The organism is Allorhizobium sp. nf9_anc, from assembly GCF_056323085.1.
Map to the genome: position 1 here is coordinate 2,040,417 of NZ_CM150481.1, position 16,750 is coordinate 2,057,166.

At 59.4% G+C, this 16,750-nt stretch carries 11 protein-coding genes; 1 reads left to right on the forward strand and 10 read right to left on the reverse strand.

Features of this window, described 5'->3' with window-relative positions; all coding sequences use genetic code 11:
• Positions 1-5 precede the first annotated feature (5 nt).
• The 6 genes from rplC to rpsL all read right to left on the reverse strand — a co-directional run bounded on the left by rplC (position 6) and on the right by rpsL (position 5,809).
• Positions 6-644 (reverse strand): 50S ribosomal protein L3, encoded by a 639-nt coding sequence (gene rplC, locus AC02Y0_RS09830; RefSeq protein WP_006728687.1) that lies wholly within the window; start codon positions 642-644, stop codon positions 6-8.
• Between the two features lie 172 nt (positions 645-816).
• On the reverse strand, positions 817-1,125 hold the full coding sequence (rpsJ, locus tag AC02Y0_RS09835; RefSeq protein ID WP_006728688.1) for a 30S ribosomal protein S10: 309 nt from the start codon (positions 1,123-1,125) through the stop codon (positions 817-819).
• Between the two features lie 376 nt (positions 1,126-1,501).
• Entirely contained in the window at positions 1,502-2,677 is a 1,176-nt protein-coding gene (gene tuf, locus AC02Y0_RS09840) for an elongation factor Tu (protein WP_476383678.1), read from the reverse strand.
• A gap of 71 nt (positions 2,678-2,748) precedes the next feature.
• Entirely contained in the window at positions 2,749-4,848 is a 2,100-nt protein-coding gene (gene fusA / locus AC02Y0_RS09845; protein WP_476383679.1) for an elongation factor G, read from the reverse strand.
• Between the two features lie 32 nt (positions 4,849-4,880).
• On the reverse strand, positions 4,881-5,351 hold the full coding sequence (gene rpsG, locus AC02Y0_RS09850) for a 30S ribosomal protein S7 (protein ID WP_006728778.1): 471 nt from the start codon (positions 5,349-5,351) through the stop codon (positions 4,881-4,883).
• An 86-nt stretch (positions 5,352-5,437) separates the two neighbouring features.
• Entirely contained in the window at positions 5,438-5,809 is a 372-nt protein-coding gene (rpsL, locus tag AC02Y0_RS09855; RefSeq protein WP_003507760.1) for a 30S ribosomal protein S12, read from the reverse strand.
• Positions 5,810-6,317: 508 nt separating this feature from the next.
• Between rpsL and AC02Y0_RS09860 the strand changes: the two genes are divergently transcribed.
• Positions 6,318-6,611, forward strand: a complete 294-nt coding sequence (locus AC02Y0_RS09860; RefSeq protein ID WP_102019762.1) for a transcriptional regulator — start codon at positions 6,318-6,320, stop codon at positions 6,609-6,611.
• 201 nt (positions 6,612-6,812) lie between these two features.
• On the opposite strand, the gene rpoC is transcribed toward AC02Y0_RS09860, so the two are convergent.
• The 4 genes from rpoC to rplJ all read right to left on the reverse strand — a co-directional run bounded on the left by rpoC (position 6,813) and on the right by rplJ (position 16,564).
• Positions 6,813-11,024, reverse strand: a complete 4,212-nt coding sequence (gene rpoC / locus AC02Y0_RS09865) for a DNA-directed RNA polymerase subunit beta' (RefSeq protein WP_476383681.1) — start codon at positions 11,022-11,024, stop codon at positions 6,813-6,815.
• 193 nt (positions 11,025-11,217) lie between these two features.
• A complete protein-coding gene (gene rpoB, locus AC02Y0_RS09870; RefSeq protein WP_476383682.1) occupies positions 11,218-15,351 on the reverse strand; it encodes a DNA-directed RNA polymerase subunit beta in 4,134 nt (1,377 codons plus the stop codon).
• 248 nt (positions 15,352-15,599) lie between these two features.
• Complete coding sequence (rplL, locus tag AC02Y0_RS09875) at positions 15,600-15,977, reverse strand: 50S ribosomal protein L7/L12 (protein ID WP_076395903.1); 378 nt, start codon at positions 15,975-15,977, stop codon at positions 15,600-15,602.
• Positions 15,978-16,045: 68 nt separating this feature from the next.
• Positions 16,046-16,564: a 50S ribosomal protein L10 gene (gene rplJ / locus AC02Y0_RS09880; RefSeq protein WP_076395901.1), complete on the reverse strand. Its 519-nt coding sequence runs from the start codon at positions 16,562-16,564 to the stop codon at positions 16,046-16,048.
• Positions 16,565-16,750 lie beyond the last annotated feature (186 nt).

A 16,750-nucleotide genomic window follows, 5' to 3' on the forward strand; every position in this document is an offset into this window, starting at 1 on the left:
CTCCCTTACTTCGCCGACTTGACGGCGTCGCGGACGATGATCCAGGAACCCTTGGAACCGGGAACAGCGCCCTTCACAAGGATGAGACCACGATCTTCATCGGTCGAAACGACTTCGAGGTTCTGGGTGGTGACGCGGGTCTGGCCCATGTGACCAGCCATGCGCTTGCCCTTCCAGACCTTGCCCGGATCCTGGTTCGAACCGGTCGAACCATGCGAACGGTGCGAAACGGAAACACCGTGGGTCGCGCGCAGACCACCGAAGTTGTGGCGCTTCATGGCACCAGCAAAACCCTTACCGATCGTCGTGCCCGTGACGTCGACCAGCTGGCCGGCTTCAAAATGGCTCGCGGTCAGCTGTGCGCCGACATCGATGAGGTTGTCTTCGGAAACGCGAAATTCGACGAGCTTGGCCTTGGGCTCAACGCTCGCAGCGGCGAAGTGACCACGAAGGCCCTTCGACGTGTTCTTGACCTTCGACGTACCGGCACCGAGCTGAAGCGCTACGTAGCCGTTCTTGTCGGCCGTGCGCTGAGCTACGACCTGTACGTTATCCAGACGCAGAACTGTTACCGGGATATGTTCGCCGGCGTCGTTATAGACGCGGGTCATTCCCACTTTCTGTGCAATCACACCTGAACGCATTGGTTCATTCCTCTTGAGAGTCGCGGCCGGGAAAAGTGATCCAGGCCTTTCCTCTTTGTTTAAGGATTCCACTCAGGCCCTTCCGAACCATCGGGTTTCCCGTTTCGAGAAGTCGTTGGCAGGTCTTGCCACGTACCTTCCTTGTTATTACGGCTCTCGCCGGAATCTCTTCTTAGAGCTTGATCTCGACGTCTACGCCGGCAGCCAGGTCGAGCTTCATCAGCGCGTCCACGGTCTGCGGGGTCGGGTCTACGATGTCGAGAAGACGCTTATGCGTACGCATTTCGAACTGTTCGCGGCTCTTCTTGTCGACGTGAGGCGAACGGTTGACAGTAAATTTTTCAATGCGTGTCGGGAGCGGTACCGGGCCGCGAACGCTTGCACCGGTGCGCTTGGCGGTCGAGACGATCTCCCGCGTAGAGGCATCGAGAACCCGGTGATCAAACGCCTTGAGGCGGATGCGGATATTCTGGCCGTTCATTCGACTTGTCCTTGTTTCTTTTCTTGCGTCCCGCATACGCAGAGACAGTGAATTACCATGACTGGCCGGCCCCAAATTTTCAAAAATCACAGCGGACACGCTTGGCGCCGCTGTCACTCTTTGTCGTCATGAGGAGCCCTGCCGAACTCGACCCGTCACCAGGCCTTAAAAACTGCAGCGCTTAGAACTGCGGTGCAAATCACCGCGCGATTCTGATCGTGGCCGGCGACATACACCGCAATCGGCCGCTCGTCAATCCGCCTAGCCAGACGAATTGGCGACATGCGCATTGTCTGCATGACTGGCTTGCACCAACATTCAGACGGAAACGAAAAGCGGCCTCGGACACGAGGCCCGAGGCCGCTCTTTAAAAGGCTTACTCGATGATCGAGGCGACGATGCCGGCGCCGACGGTACGGCCACCTTCGCGGATAGCGAAGCGCAGCTTTTCTTCCATCGCGATCGGAACGATCAGCTCAACAGCAACCGTGACGTTGTCGCCCGGCATAACCATTTCCGTGCCTTCCGGAAGCGACACGATACCGGTCACGTCCGTCGTGCGGAAGTAGAACTGCGGACGGTAGTTCGTGAAGAACGGCGTATGACGGCCGCCTTCTTCCTTCGTCAGGATGTAGGCTTCTGCCATGAACTTCTTGTGCGGCTTGACCGAACCCGGCTTGCACAGAACCTGACCACGCTCGACGTCGTCACGCTGAATACCACGAACCAGTGCGCCGATGTTGTCGCCGGCCTGGCCCTGGTCGAGCAGCTTGCGGAACATTTCAACGCCGGTAACCGTCGTCTTCTTGGTGTCGCGGATGCCGACGAATTCGACTTCTTCGCCAACCTTGACGATACCACGCTCAACGCGGCCGGTCACAACCGTACCACGGCCAGAGATCGAGAACACGTCTTCGATCGGCATCAGGAAGGGCTGGTCAACCGGACGCTCAGGCGTCGGGATGTAGGCGTCAACAGCGGCCATCAGCGCGCGAACTGCGTCTTCGCCGATTTCCTTGTTGCTGTCGTTCAGAGCAGCCAGAGCCGAGCCCTTGACGAACGGGATGTCGTCGCCGGGGAAGTCGTAGGACGACAGGAGTTCGCGAACTTCGAGTTCGACGAGTTCCAGAAGTTCTGCGTCGTCGACCTGGTCAACCTTGTTGAGGAAGACAACGATCGCGGGAACGCCAACCTGACGGGCGAGCAGGATGTGCTCGCGGGTCTGCGGCATCGGGCCGTCGGCTGCCGAGCAAACCAGGATCGCGCCGTCCATCTGGGCAGCACCGGTGATCATGTTCTTGACGTAGTCGGCGTGGCCGGGGCAGTCGACGTGCGCGTAGTGACGGTTGGCCGTCTCATACTCGACGTGTGCCGTCGAGATGGTGATGCCGCGTGCCTTTTCTTCCGGAGCTGCGTCGATCTGGTCGTAGGCCTTGAACTCACCGAAGTACTTGGTGATTGCTGCCGTCAGAGACGTCTTGCCGTGGTCGACGTGGCCGATCGTGCCGATGTTGACGTGCGGCTTGTTGCGCTCAAACTTACTCTTTGCCATTTTCGGCTCTCCATTTCTTGGTCCCCATCAGGGGAAATTCAGTATTCAATTGGATGGGCGGGGTATCCCGGTCACTTCTGACCGGAATACTTTGCCTGGATTTCAGCAGCAACGTTCGACGGGACCGGTGCGTAGTGATCGAAGGTCATCGAGTACTGGGCGCGGCCCTGCGACATGGAGCGCAGGTTGTCGACGTACTTGAACATGTTGGCGAGCGGGACGTGAGCATTGATCACGATCGCGATGCCGCGCTGTTCCTGGCCCTGGATCTGGCCACGACGGGAGTTCAGGTCACCGATTACGTCACCGACGTAGTCTTCCGGCGTCACGACTTCCACCTTCATCATCGGCTCCAGCAACTGGGCGCCGGCCTTCTTGGCTGCTTCACGGAAGCAAGCACGCGAGGCGATTTCGAATGCGAGAACCGAGGAGTCGACGTCGTGGAAGGCACCATCGATGAGGGTGGCCTTGACGCCGAGCATCGGGAAGCCTGCGAGCGGACCCGAAGACAGAACGCTTTCGATGCCCTTCTGGACGCCCGGGATGTATTCCTTCGGAACAGCACCGCCGACGATCTTGGACTCGAACTTGAAGTCTTCGCCATCCGGGTTCGGTTCGAAGACGAGCTTGACACGCGCGAACTGACCGGTACCACCGGACTGCTTCTTGTGCGTGTAGTCTTCTTCGTGCGTCTTCGTGATGGTTTCGCGGTAAGCAACCTGCGGAGCACCAACGCTGGCTTCGACCTTGAACTCGCGACGCATACGGTCAACGAGGATGTCGAGGTGAAGTTCACCCATGCCGGCGATGATGGTCTGGCCGGATTCCTGGTCGGTCTTGACGCGGAACGACGGGTCTTCAGCAGCGAGGCGATTGAGCGCGAGGCCCATCTTTTCCTGGTCGCCCTTGGACTTCGGCTCGATCGCGATCTGGATGACCGGCTCCGGGAATTCCATGCGCTCAAGGATAACCGGCTTCAGGGGATCGCAGAGCGTGTCACCTGTGGTGGTTTCCTTGAGGCCTGCGAGAGCAACGATGTCGCCTGCGAAGGCTTCTTCGATGTCTTCACGGGAGTTGGAGTGCATCTGCAGCATACGGCCGACGCGCTCGCGCTTGTCCTTGACCGTGTTCAGAACCGACACGCCCTTTTCGAGCTTGCCCGAGTAGATGCGTGCGAAGGTGAGCGAACCAACGAATGGGTCGTTCATGATCTTGAACGCGAGCATAGCAAGCGGCTCGGCATCATCTGCATGACGCTCGATTTCGGCTTCCGTCTTGAAGTCGATGCCCTTGATCGCCGGAATGTCCAGCGGAGAAGGCAGATATTCGACAACGGCGTCGAGGAGCGGCTGAACGCCCTTGTTCTTGAAGGCAGTGCCGCAGAACATCGGGTGGAACTTGACGTCGATGGTGCCGCGGCGAACCAGGGCACGGATCTTGTCGTTGTCCGGCATGATGCCGTTCAGGTAGTCTTCCATCGCCTGTTCGTCGATCTCGACAACGGTCTCGATCAGCTTTTCGCGATATTCGTCTGCCTTGGCCTTCAAGTCTTCCGGGATCTCGACAACGTCCCAGGCAGCGCCGAGGGACTCGTCACGCCATACGAGGGCGTTCATCTCGATCAGATCGACAACGCCCTTGAATTCGGTTTCTGCACCGATCGGGAGCTGCATGACAACAGCGGTGGCGCCGAGACGGGTCTTGATCATCTCTACCGAGCGGTAGAAGTCAGCACCGGTCTTATCCATCTTGTTGCAGAAGATCATCCGCGGGACGTTGTACTTTTCAGCCTGACGCCAGACGGTTTCGGTCTGCGGCTCAACGCCAGCATTGGCGTCGAGGAGAGCAACTGCACCGTCGAGAACGCGCAGCGAACGTTCGACTTCGATCGTGAAGTCAACGTGGCCGGGGGTGTCGATGATGTTGAAGCGGCGCATCTTGCCGTCGCGACCCTTCCAGAAGGTCGTCGTGGCAGCGGAGGTGATCGTGATGCCACGCTCCTGCTCCTGCTCCATCCAGTCCATGGTGGCTGCGCCGTCATGAACTTCGCCGATCTTGTGAGACTTACCGGTGTAGTAGAGGATACGCTCGGTGGTCGTGGTCTTGCCGGCGTCGATGTGCGCCATGATACCGAAGTTGCGGTAGTCTTCGATTTTATATTCGCGAGCCATAACGGACTGCCTTTCAATATTTAATCGGTGGATTACCAGCGGTAATGCGAGAAGGCGCGGTTTGCATCGGCCATCTTGTGGGTGTCTTCGCGCTTCTTGACGGCGCTACCGCGGTTGTTCGCTGCGTCGAGCAGCTCGCCGGAGAGGCGGTCAACCATAGTCGTCTCGTTGCGCTTGCGGGCAGCAGTGATGAGCCAGCGGATCGCGAGAGCCTGACGGCGCTCCGGACGAACGTCGACCGGGACCTGGTAGGTTGCACCGCCGACGCGGCGCGAACGAACTTCAACATGCGGCGCGACGTTGTCGAGCGCCTGATGGAAGATCGCAATCGGTTCCTGCTTGGACTTGTTCTGAACGACGTCGAAGGCACCATAGACGATGCTTTCAGCCACGGACTTCTTGCCGTGAAGCATGATGGCGTTCATGAACTTGGTGACGACGAGATCGCCGAACTTCGGGTCCGGATTGATTTCGCGCTTTTCTGCACTGTGGCGACGGGACATACTATTTGTCTCTCAACGGTTAGGACGCTTTAGAACGCGGAGGACCTCGCGCAGCGCCGGTATCTGATTAGATGAAGAGCCGAAGCTTACTTCGGACGCTTCGCACCGTACTTCGAACGGCGCTGCTTGCGGTTCTTGACGCCCTGGGTGTCGAGTACGCCGCGGATGATGTGGTAACGAACGCCCGGCAAGTCCTTTACGCGGCCGCCACGGATCATGACGACAGAGTGTTCCTGCAGGTTATGGCCTTCACCCGGAATGTAGCCGATGACTTCGAAGCCATTGGTCAGACGGATCTTGGCAACCTTACGGAGAGCCGAGTTCGGCTTCTTCGGGGTCGTTGTGTAGACGCGGGTGCAAACGCCGCGCTTCTGCGGGTTTTCCTGCAGAGCAGGAACCTTATTGCGCTTTACCTGTGCCTGACGCGGCTTGCGGATCAGCTGGTTTACGGTAGGCATATACCCATCCCTTGCAAAATCTAGTCTCAAGCCCTTTCAGGCCCTTGTGGTTTGCCGTTTCCGGCGGCGGCCGCACAGTTTTCTTCATGCGCAAAATGTGGCCCGATCCGTTTTCGCGGATGGACCACAAAGAACAGAGGACGCACTGCTGGAGTGCGTCGTGCGAGCAGCATTTCTGTCGTCAACGTGCGTTTGGAGACCTGTTTGAGACGAACTTCAGGACGCGTCGTCCCGAAAAACCCGGTCTCACATGGGCTCCGATGGCCGGGGTACTACTGTTTTCCCCCCTCAACGTCAAGTCACATCTGAGAATTAATGGCCACAGCGCCCTGCTCCGCCGGGAGTCTCGGCCTTTCCGCGGGGGAAAATGACGGGGTCGAGACGATTTGGCTTGGCTTGCGGTTGGAAACTTCTAGATAGGTACAGGCAGAGGGTCAATCACCCTGCCCGGCTGGTCGAATCGGCCAAAGCCCGAGAATCGATCGCCACAACAGGAAGACCAGGCGCCATGATCACCAGTCCCGACAATGACAACAACCGCGACGAGCCGATGGTGTTCATCGTGATTGCCAAGGCCTACGAGACCGAAGGCGGCCAGCCGGTCGACCTGCACGTGATGCTGACGGCCCCCGATGACGATTCCGCCGTGCGGCTAACGCTGAACGCGCTGTCCGAGGAAGGCTTCATCGAGGCTGATCTCGACCAGATCGGCATGATCACCGGCGCACCGGACGAAGAGCCGCATGCTTCTGCCTATCAGGGCGCGCTCGAAGGCGAAGTCGCGATCATCCGCTTCACCTGAGCTTGCCAGCACAGCCCTGTCTAGCCTGAGGCCGGTCGTCTTGACCGGCCTTTTTGTTTGTCCGCTCCAGGGCCTGCTCTCATCGCCTGAGATGCGTTCTCGAGGCGCCTCACCGCCGATCAGCATCGTTGCCAAGCCAAAACGGAAAAGGCCGCCCGGATTGCTCCGGGCGGCCTTTGATCTTTGAACCCCTGTCGCCGATTACTCGGCGGCCGGTGCGCTTTCGCCGGCGAGGTTCTGCAGCATCGGGGTCGCAACGTCTGCGCCCGTGCCCTTCTTGCGTTCCTCGAGGATGAGGTCGTCGCGCGAAGAGGCGATGCGGCGGATCTGTGTCATGGTGCCGCCGGTACCAGCCGGGATGAGGCGGCCGACGATGACGTTTTCCTTGAGACCCTGCAGCGTGTCGGTCTTGCCGGCGATCGCAGCTTCCGTGAGAACCTTGGTGGTTTCCTGGAAGGATGCGGCCGAGATGAACGACGGCGTCTGCAGCGAGGCCTTGGTGATGCCGAGAAGGACCGGATCGCCGTATGCGGGCTTCTTGCCTTCTTCAGCCAGGCGGTCGTTGTTGTCATCGAGCTCGATGCGGTCGACGTTGTCACCCACGATGTAGTGGCTGTCGCCCGCGTCGGTGATCTCGACCTTCTGCAGCATCTGGCGAACGATCACCTCGATGTGCTTGTCGTTGATCACAACGCCCTGCAGTCGGTAGACTTCCTGGATTTCGTTGACCAGGTACGAGGCGAGTGCCTCGACGCCCTTGATCGCCAGGATGTCGTGCGGAGCCGGGTTACCGTCGAGGATGTAGTCACCCTTTTCGATGTAGTCGCCTTCCTGAAGGTGGAAGGGCTTGCCCTTCGGGATCAGGTATTCGACAGGCTCGACACCGTCTTCTGCCGGCTCGATGATGACGCGACGCTTGTTCTTGTAGTCGCGGCCGAGGCGGATCGTACCATCGATCTCAGCGATGATGGCGTGGTCCTTCGGACGACGGGCTTCGAACAGTTCGGCAACGCGCGGCAGACCACCGGTGATGTCCTTGGTCTTGGCGCTTTCCAGCGGCGAACGTGCAAGCACGTCACCCTGGGAAACCTTCTGACCAGGCTCGACCGACAGGATCGCTTCGACGGACAGGTGGAAGCGGGCTTCGCCACCACGTGCAACCTTCAGAACGTTTCCGCTCGCATCCTTGATGACGATCGCCGGCTTCAGGTCGGCACCGCGTGGCGTCGAGCGCCAATCGATAACCTGACGCTTGGTGATACCGGTGGATTCGTCGGTTGCTTCGAGCACGGAGAGACCGTCGACGACGTCCTCGAAATGCACGATACCCTCGACTTCCGTCATCATCGGGCGTGTGTACGGATCCCACTCGGCCAGACGCTGGCCGCGCTTCACCTTGTCGCCATCGTCGACGAAGACCTTCGAACCGTAGGCTACACGCTGCGAGGACCGCTCGACACCACGTTCGTCGAGGAGCATCACGGCCATGCTGCGGCCCATGGCGATCAGGGTGCCATCGGAATTGCGCAGCATGTTGCGGTTCTTGATCTGAACCGTACCTTCGTACGAGGCTTCCAGGAACGACTGGTCGACCACGGTCGCGGTGCCGCCCAAGTGGAAGGTACGCATGGTCAGCTGGGTACCCGGCTCACCGATGGACTGTGCAGCGATAACGCCGACGGCCTCACCCATGTTGACAGGCGTACCACGAGCCAAGTCGCGGCCGTAGCAGATCGAGCACACACCGGTCTGAACTTCGCAGGTCAGAGCAGACCGGATGCGGATCGACTGGATGCCAGCCTTCTCGATATCCACGACATGCGGCTCAAGGATCATCTGGCCGGCATCGACAATGCGCTCACCCGTGACCGGATGATCGATGTCGTCGAGAGCCGTACGACCGAGGACGCGGGCGCCGATGGAGGCAACGACCTGACCGGCATCGACGATCGCCGTCATGGTGAGGCCCTTGTCGGTGCCGCAATCCACGAGGTTGACGATGCAATCCTGGGCCACGTCGACGAGACGACGGGTCAGGTAACCAGAGTTCGCGGTCTTCAGAGCGGTGTCTGCGAGACCCTTACGGGCACCGTGGGTCGAGTTGAAGTACTCGTTAACGGTCAGACCTTCCTTGAAGTTCGAGATGATCGGCGTCTCGATGATTTCACCCGACGGCTTGGCCATGAGGCCGCGCATGCCGCCCAGCTGGCGCATCTGGTTCGGTGAACCACGGGCGCCCGAGTGGGACATCATGTAGATGGCGTTCATCTGCTTCTGGCGACCCGTTTCCGGATCGAACTCGACGGCCTTAATGCGGGCCATCATGTCCTCGGCGACCTTTTCGGTTGCCTTGCCCCAGGCGTCGACGACCTTGTTGTACTTTTCGCCCTGAGTGATCAGACCGTCATTGTACTGCTGCTCGTATTCCTTGACCAGCGTTTCGGTGTCGCCAACGATCTTCGCCTTGGTTTCCGGGATGATCATGTCGTCCTTGCCGAACGAAATGCCAGCCTTGCAGGCGTGGGTGAAGCCGAGCTGCATGATCCGGTCGCAGAAGATGACCGTGTCCTTCTGGCCGCAATGACGGTAGACCGTGTCGATCATCTTGGAGATGTTCTTCTTGGTCATTTCCTGATTGCAGGTTTCGAACGGCACGTTGACGTTCTTCGGCAGAAGTTCGCCGATGATCATGCGGCCAGGCGTGGTCTCATAGATCTTCGAAACCGGCTTGCCTTCGGCATCGACGGTCTTGAAGCGGCCACGGATCTTGGCATGCAGGGTGACGACCTTGTTCTCCAGAGCATGGTGCAGTTCGCCCATGTCGGAGAAGGCCATGCCTTCGCCCGGCTCGTTCTGGTTCTGGATCGACAGATAGTAGAGGCCGAGAACCATGTCCTGCGACGGAACGATGATCGGTGCACCGTTGGCCGGGTGCAGGATGTTGTTCGTCGACATCATCAGGACGCGGGCTTCAAGCTGAGCTTCGAGCGACAGCGGCACGTGAACGGCCATCTGGTCGCCGTCGAAGTCGGCGTTGAAGGCCGTGCAGACGAGCGGATGCAGCTGGATGGCCTTGCCTTCGACCAGGATCGGTTCGAAGGCCTGGATGCCCAGGCGGTGCAGCGTCGGTGCGCGGTTCAGGAGAACCGGATGCTCGCGGATGACCTCGTCGAGGATATCCCAGACTTCCGGCTTTTCCTTTTCAACCAGCTTCTTGGCCTGCTTGACGGTCGAGGAGTAACCCTTGGCGTCGAGGCGAGCGTAGATGAACGGCTTGAACAGTTCGAGCGCCATCTTCTTCGGCAGGCCGCACTGGTGCAGCTTCAGTTCCGGACCGGTCACGATGACCGAACGGCCGGAATAGTCGACGCGCTTGCCGAGAAGGTTCTGGCGGAAGCGGCCCTGCTTGCCCTTGAGCATGTCGGACAGCGACTTCAGCGGACGCTTGTTGGCACCGGTGATGACGCGGCCACGGCGGCCGTTGTCGAAGAGCGCGTCTACAGATTCCTGCAGCATGCGCTTTTCGTTGCGGATGATGATGCCAGGAGCGCGCAGTTCGATCAGGCGCTTCAGACGGTTGTTGCGGTTGATGACGCGACGATAGAGATCGTTCAGGTCAGACGTCGCGAAACGGCCGCCGTCCAGCGGAACCAGCGGACGCAGGTCCGGCGGGATGACCGGCACGACCTTCATGATCATCCATTCCGGGCGGTTGCCGGATTCCATGAAGTTCTCGACGATCTTCAGGCGCTTCATCAGTTTCTTCTGCTTGAGATCCGAGGTGGTCTCGGCAAGCTCAGAACGCAGGTCGCCAGCGATCTTCTCGAGGTTCATCGAGGCCAGCATCTCATAGATGGCTTCAGCGCCGATCATGGCGGTGAACTGGTCCTCGCCGAACTCGTCGACGGCGATCATGTATTCTTCTTCGGAAAGAAGCTGGTTTTCCTTGAGCGAGGTCAGGCCCGGCTCAGTGACGATGTAGTTCTCGAAGTACAGAACGCGCTCGACATCCTTCAGCGTCATGTCCAGCAGCGTGGAGATGCGCGACGGCAGCGACTTCAGGAACCAGATATGGGCAACGGGAGCAGCGAGCTCGATATGGCCCATGCGCTCGCGGCGAACGCGCGACAGCGTGACTTCAACGCCGCACTTTTCGCAGATGATGCCCTTGTACTTCATGCGCTTGTACTTGCCGCACAGGCACTCGTAGTCCTTGATCGGTCCGAAGATACGCGCGCAGAAGAGACCGTCACGCTCGGGCTTGAACGTACGGTAGTTGATGGTTTCCGGCTTCTTGATCTCGCCGTAGGACCACGAAAGGATCTTCTCCGGGCTCGCGATCGAGATCCGGATGGAGTCGAAGTGCTGAGCCGGCACCGACGGGTTGAAAAGGTTCATGACCTCTTGGTTCATGCCTGTCTCCTTTTGGGGCTAGAAGCCCTCTTTCGGGTCTCGGTGGCGGCGGATTCCCGGGATGCCGCACCAGACCCTCAAATGACAATAACCGCGAAATGCGGCGAAACTCCCCTTCCCGTCCCGTATTTGGCCGCGGGTCAGTCAGGGGATGGCGTGCGCGGCTTGAACCACGCACGCCTTTGTCAAAGCGTTATTCGGCTGCGTCCGGCAGCTGACCGTCTTCCGGCAGGAGCTTGGAGTTCTCGAGTTCCACGGAAAGGCCGAGAGAGCGCATTTCCTTGACGAGAACGTTGAAGCTTTCCGGAATACCGGCCTCGAAGGTGTCGTCACCGCGGACGATCGCTTCATAGACCTTGGTACGGCCGGCCACGTCGTCCGACTTCACCGTCAGCATTTCCTGCAGGGTGTAGGCGGCGCCGTAAGCTTCCAGAGCCCAGACTTCCATTTCCCCGAAGCGCTGACCGCCGAACTGCGCCTTACCACCGAGCGGCTGCTGGGTGACGAGCGAGTACGGACCGATCGAACGAGCGTGGATCTTGTCGTCGACCAGGTGGTTCAGCTTGATCATGTACATGTAGCCAACGGTGACCTTACGGTCGAAGGCTTCGCCGGTACGACCATCATACAGAACCGACTGACCCGACGGATCGAGACCAGCACGCTCCAGCATCGAGGAGACGTCGCTTTCATGCGCACCGTCGAAGACCGGGGTGGCGATGGATACGCCACGCTTGGCTTCTTCGGCGAGCTTGACGAGCGCGTCGTCATCGAAGTGCTTCACTTCGTCATGGGCTTCCGACTCGTAGATCTCCGTCAGTTCCTTGCGAAGATCGGTGATGTCGAGGTGCTTACGGTAGTCTTCAAGCATCTGACCGATCTTCTTGCCCATGCCGGCGCAAGCCCAGGCAAGGTGGGTTTCGAGGATCTGACCGACGTTCATACGCGAGGGAACGCCGAGCGGGTTCAAGACGATGTCGACATGGGTGCCGTCTTCGAGGAACGGCATGTCCTCGGCCGGTACGATGCGCGACACGACGCCCTTGTTGCCGTGACGGCCGGCCATCTTGTCGCCTGGCTGGATCTTGCGCTTCACAGCGACGAAGACCTTGACCATCTTCATGACGCCCGGGGGCATTTCGTCGCCGCGCTGGACCTTCTCGACCTTGTCCATGAAGCGCTGTTCAAGGCGCGACTTGGATTCGTCGTACTGGCCACGGAGCGCTTCGAGTTCGCCCTGCACCTTTTCGTCTTCGACTGCGAACATCCACCACTGCGAGCGGGGATACTCGGAGACGACGGCGTTGGTGAGTTCGACGCCCTTCTTGAAGCCCTTCGGGCCTGCAATCGAGACCTGGCCACGCAGCATGTCGATCAGACGGCCGTAGACGTTACGGTCGAGGATCGCCTGCTCGTCGTCGCGGTCCTTGGCGAGGCGTTCGATTTCCTCGCGCTCGATCGCCATCGCACGTTCGTCCTTTTCAACGCCGTGGCGGTTGAAAACGCGAACTTCGACGACGGTGCCGAAGGTGCCCGGAGGCATGCGCATCGAGGTGTCGCGAACGTCGGAGGCCTTTTCACCGAAGATGGCGCGCAGAAGCTTTTCTTCCGGCGTCATCGGGCTTTCGCCCTTCGGGGTGATCTTGCCGACCAGGATGTCACCAGGAGCAACTTCCGCACCGATGTAGACGATACCGGCTTCGTCGAGGTTCTTCAGCGCTTCTTCCGAAACGTTCGGAATGTCGCGCGTGATTTCTTCCGGACCAAGCTTGGTGTCGCGGGCCATGACTTCGAATTCCTCGATGTGGATCGAGGTGAAGACGTCTTCCGAGACGATACGCTCCGACATGAGGATCGAGTCCTCATAGTTGTAGCCGTTCCAGGGCATGAACGCGACGAGCGCGTTGCGGCCGAGAGCCAGGTCGCCGAGGTCGGTCGACGGACCGTCCGCGATGATGTCGCCCTTGTTCAGGATGTCACCGACGGTGACCAGCGGACGCTGGTTGACGCAGGTGTTCTGGTTCGAACGCTGGAACTTCTGCAGACGGTAGATATCGACGCCCGACTTGGACGGATCGAGATCTTCCGTGGCGCGGATAACGATACGCGTCGCGTCGACCTGGTCGACCACGCCGCCGCGACGGGCACCGATGGCGGCGCCGGAGTCACGGGCCACGATCGGCTCCATGCCGGTTCCAACGAACGGGGCTTCGGCACGCAGAAGCGGCACGGCCTGACGCTGCATGTTCGAGCCCATGAGAGCGCGGTTGGCGTCGTCGTTTTCGAGGAACGGGATGAGAGCGGCCGCAACCGAAACCAGCTGCTTCGGCGAAACGTCCATCAGGTTGATGGTGTCGCGCGGGGACAGCATAACTTCGCCAGAGTGACGGCAGACGACGAACTCTTCAACGAACTGGCCATCGGCCGTCAGTTCAGAGTTGGCCTGGGCGACGTAGTACTTCGCTTCTTCCATAGCGGAGAGATAGACGACGTCCTTCGTCACCTTGCCGTCGATGATCTTGCGGTACGGGCTTTCGATGAAGCCGTACTTGTTGACCCGGGCAAAGGTTGCGAGCGAGTTGATCAGACCGATGTTCGGGCCTTCCGGCGTTTCGATCGGGCAAATACGGCCGTAGTGGGTCGGGTGAACGTCGCGGACTTCGAAGCCTGCGCGCTCGCGGGTCAGACCACCCGGTCCAAGAGCCGAGAGACGGCGCTTGTGGGTGATTTCCGAAAGCGGGTTCACCTGGTCCATGAACTGCGACAGCTGCGAGGAGCCGAAGAATTCGCGGACGGCAGCAGCAGCCGGCTTGGCGTTGATCAGGTCCTGCGGCATGACGGTGTCGATTTCGATCGACGACATGCGTTCCTTGATCGCGCGCTCCATGCGGAGCAGGCCGAGACGGTACTGGTTTTCCATCAGCTCGCCGACGGAGCGAACACGACGGTTGCCGAGGTTGTCGATGTCGTCGATCTCGCCCTTGCCGTCACGCAGTTCGACCAGCATCTTGACGACGGCCAGGATGTCGTCCTTGCGCAGAACGCGGACGGTATCCGGGCAATCGAGGTCGAGACGCATGTTCATCTTGACGCGACCAACGGCCGACAGGTCGTAGCGCTCGCTATCGAAGAACAGCGACTGGAACATGGCTTCCGCCGAGTCCATGGTTGGCGGTTCACCCGGACGCATGACGCGGTAGATGTCGAACAGAGCGTCCTGACGGTTCTCGTTCTTGTCGGCCGACAGCGTGTTGCGGATGTAGGCGCCAACGTTGATGTGGTCGATGCCGAGGATCGGGATTTCCTCGAAGCCGGACTCGAGGATCTGCGGAAGCGACTTTTCGTCGATTTCCGCACCGGCTTCCATGTAGATTTCACCGGTCGACATGTTGACCAGGTCTTCGGCAAGGTAGTTGCCGAACAGGTCTTCGTCGGAGGCCTTCAGGAACTTGATGCCCTTGTCGGTCAGCTGACGCAGAAGACGCGGGGTGAGCTTCTTGCCACCTTCGACCACGACTTCGCCGCTATCGGCGTCGACGAGATCGGAAATGGCCTTCGCACCCTTGAGGGTCTCCGGGTTGAACGGGAAACGCCAGCCCTTGCCATCACGCTCGTAGACGGACTTCGAGTAGAAGGTCGACAGGATTTCTTCGCCGTCCATGCCAAGCGCCATCAGCAGCGAGGTCACGGGGATCTTGCGGCGACGGTCGATACGGGCGTGCACGATGTCCTTGGCGTCGAATTCGATGTCGAGCCAGGAACCGCGATACGGGATGACGCGGGCAGCGAACAGAAGCTTGCCCGAGGAGTGGGACTTGCCCTTGTCGTGGTCGAAGAAGACACCCGGCGAACGGTGCATCTGCGAGACGATAACGCGCTCGGTGCCGTTGACGATGAAGGTACCGTTGTTCGTCATGAGCGGCATGTCGCCCATGTAGACGGACTGTTCCTTGATGTCCTTGATCGAGCGTGCGCCCGTATCCTCGTCAATATCGAACACGATGAGGCGCAGCGTGACCTTCAGCGGTGCGGCATAGGTCAGATCGCGCTGGCGGCATTCATCGACGTCGAACTTCGGCGGCTCGAATTCGTAGGACACGAATTCCAGCATGGACGCGCCGGAGAAATCGGTGATCGGGAATACAGATTTGAAAACGGATTGAAGCCCCTCTTCGGGACGGCCGCCCTGCGGCTCGTCGACCATGAGGAACTGGTCATAAGATGCCTTCTGAACCTCAATGAGGTTCGGCATTTCTGCGACTTCTGGAATTTTTCCGAAAAACTTGCGTACGCGCCTGCGACCGTTAAAGGTAAGGGTCTGAGCCATCGTCGCTCCTTGTCAGTTTGCACCCGGGCCTGCAACAGACGGTGACCGCTGGCCAGGCGGCTCCGTCAAAAAATGGATCGCTCAATCTCGTCTCGAGATCCGGGCGGCCGGCCGGTTTGCCGGGCACGCGGGTCAAGACCATCCTCTTGAGAACCCATTACCCAGGAACCGGTTTCATACGGTTCCTGGGTAATATGTTCGGAGGAAACGGGCGGGAGAAGGAAACCTTCCCCCGCCGCATTCCGATATTACTTAACGTCGACCTTAGCGCCGGCGTCTTCAAGCTTCTTCTTGAGGTCAGCAGCTTCAGCCTTCGAAACGGCTTCCTTGACAGCCTTCGGAGCGCCTTCGACGAGATCCTTGGCTTCCTTGAGGCCCAGGCCGGTGATGGCGCGGACTTCCTTGATGACGTTGATCTTGTTGGCGCCGGCATCCGTCAGGATGACGTCGAATTCAGTCTTTTCTTCTTCAGCCGGAGCAGCAGCAGCGCCACCGCCAGCAGCAGCAACGGCTACAGGAGCAGCAGCCGAAACGCCCCACTTTTCTTCGAGCAGCTTGGAAAGCTCAGCGGCTTCCAGAACGGTCAGAGAGGAGAGGTCTTCAACGATCTTTGCGAGATCAGCCATGTTACTATTTCCTTATAGATGTTCGGTTCGACACGAACGGGTTAGGGTATGAACAGCGAAAAACCGCCTTACGCGGCTTCGTCCTTCTTTGCATAGGCCGCAAACACGCGAGCAAGCTGAGCTGCCGGTGCTGCCACAACGCCTGCGATGCGGGTTGCCGGGGTCTGAATCATGCCCAGCAGCTTTGCACGCAGTTCGTCCAGCGAAGGCAGGGTCGCAAGCGACTTGACTGCATCTGCGGACAAGGTGGTTGTTCCCATGGCGCCACCGAGGACAACGATCTTGTCGTTGGTCTTGGCGAAATCCATGACGACCTTCGGAGCCACAATCGGATCAGCGCTGAATGCAATCAGCGTCTGGCCCTTGAAGAGATCAGTGATCCCTTCGGCTTCCGTGCCCTGAAGAGCGATCTTGGCCAGGCGGTTCTTCGCGACTTTGACGGTGCCGCCAGCAGCGCGCATCTTCGAACGAAAATCGTTCATCTGCGCAACCGTGACACCAGCATAGTGGGCCACAACAACCGAACCGGAAGCCTTGAAGACTTCGTTCAGTTCTGTGACGAATTCGCGTTTTTCCGCTCTTTCCACTGTCTGTCTCCAGTTGATGGGACCGCAATCCTGCAGGCCCCACCGGGTTTGCCTTTGCCTCAGGGGATCTATTGAGAGATCCCAAGCGACGCTTGAGGATCCTGTCCCCTCCGGTTGGACTTAAGCGTCCAGCCAAAAGGCGAATAAGGCTCGAACCGAACTTCAAGACGTCATCAGACGTTTAAA

Excerpts from the sequence above, each read along its gene's own strand:
- AC02Y0_RS09860 (WP_102019762.1), top strand. The coding sequence starts at position 6,318 with ATGATCACCAGTCCCGACAATGACAACAACCGCGACGAGCCGATGGTG.
- rpsL (WP_003507760.1), bottom strand. The coding sequence starts at position 5,809 with ATGCCTACCGTAAACCAGCTGATCCGCAAGCCGCGTCAGGCACAGGTA.
- rpoC (WP_476383681.1), bottom strand. The coding sequence starts at position 11,024 with ATGAACCAAGAGGTCATGAACCTTTTCAACCCGTCGGTGCCGGCTCAG.
- rpoB (WP_476383682.1), bottom strand. The coding sequence starts at position 15,351 with ATGGCTCAGACCCTTACCTTTAACGGTCGCAGGCGCGTACGCAAGTTT.
- rpsJ (WP_006728688.1), bottom strand. The coding sequence starts at position 1,125 with ATGAACGGCCAGAATATCCGCATCCGCCTCAAGGCGTTTGATCACCGG.
- tuf (WP_476383678.1), bottom strand. The coding sequence starts at position 2,677 with ATGGCAAAGAGTAAGTTTGAGCGCAACAAGCCGCACGTCAACATCGGC.
- rpsG (WP_006728778.1), bottom strand. The coding sequence starts at position 5,351 with ATGTCCCGTCGCCACAGTGCAGAAAAGCGCGAAATCAATCCGGACCCG.
- fusA (WP_476383679.1), bottom strand. The coding sequence starts at position 4,848 with ATGGCTCGCGAATATAAAATCGAAGACTACCGCAACTTCGGTATCATG.
- rplC (WP_006728687.1), bottom strand. The coding sequence starts at position 644 with ATGCGTTCAGGTGTGATTGCACAGAAAGTGGGAATGACCCGCGTCTAT.
- rplL (WP_076395903.1), bottom strand. The coding sequence starts at position 15,977 with ATGGCTGATCTCGCAAAGATCGTTGAAGACCTCTCCTCTCTGACCGTT.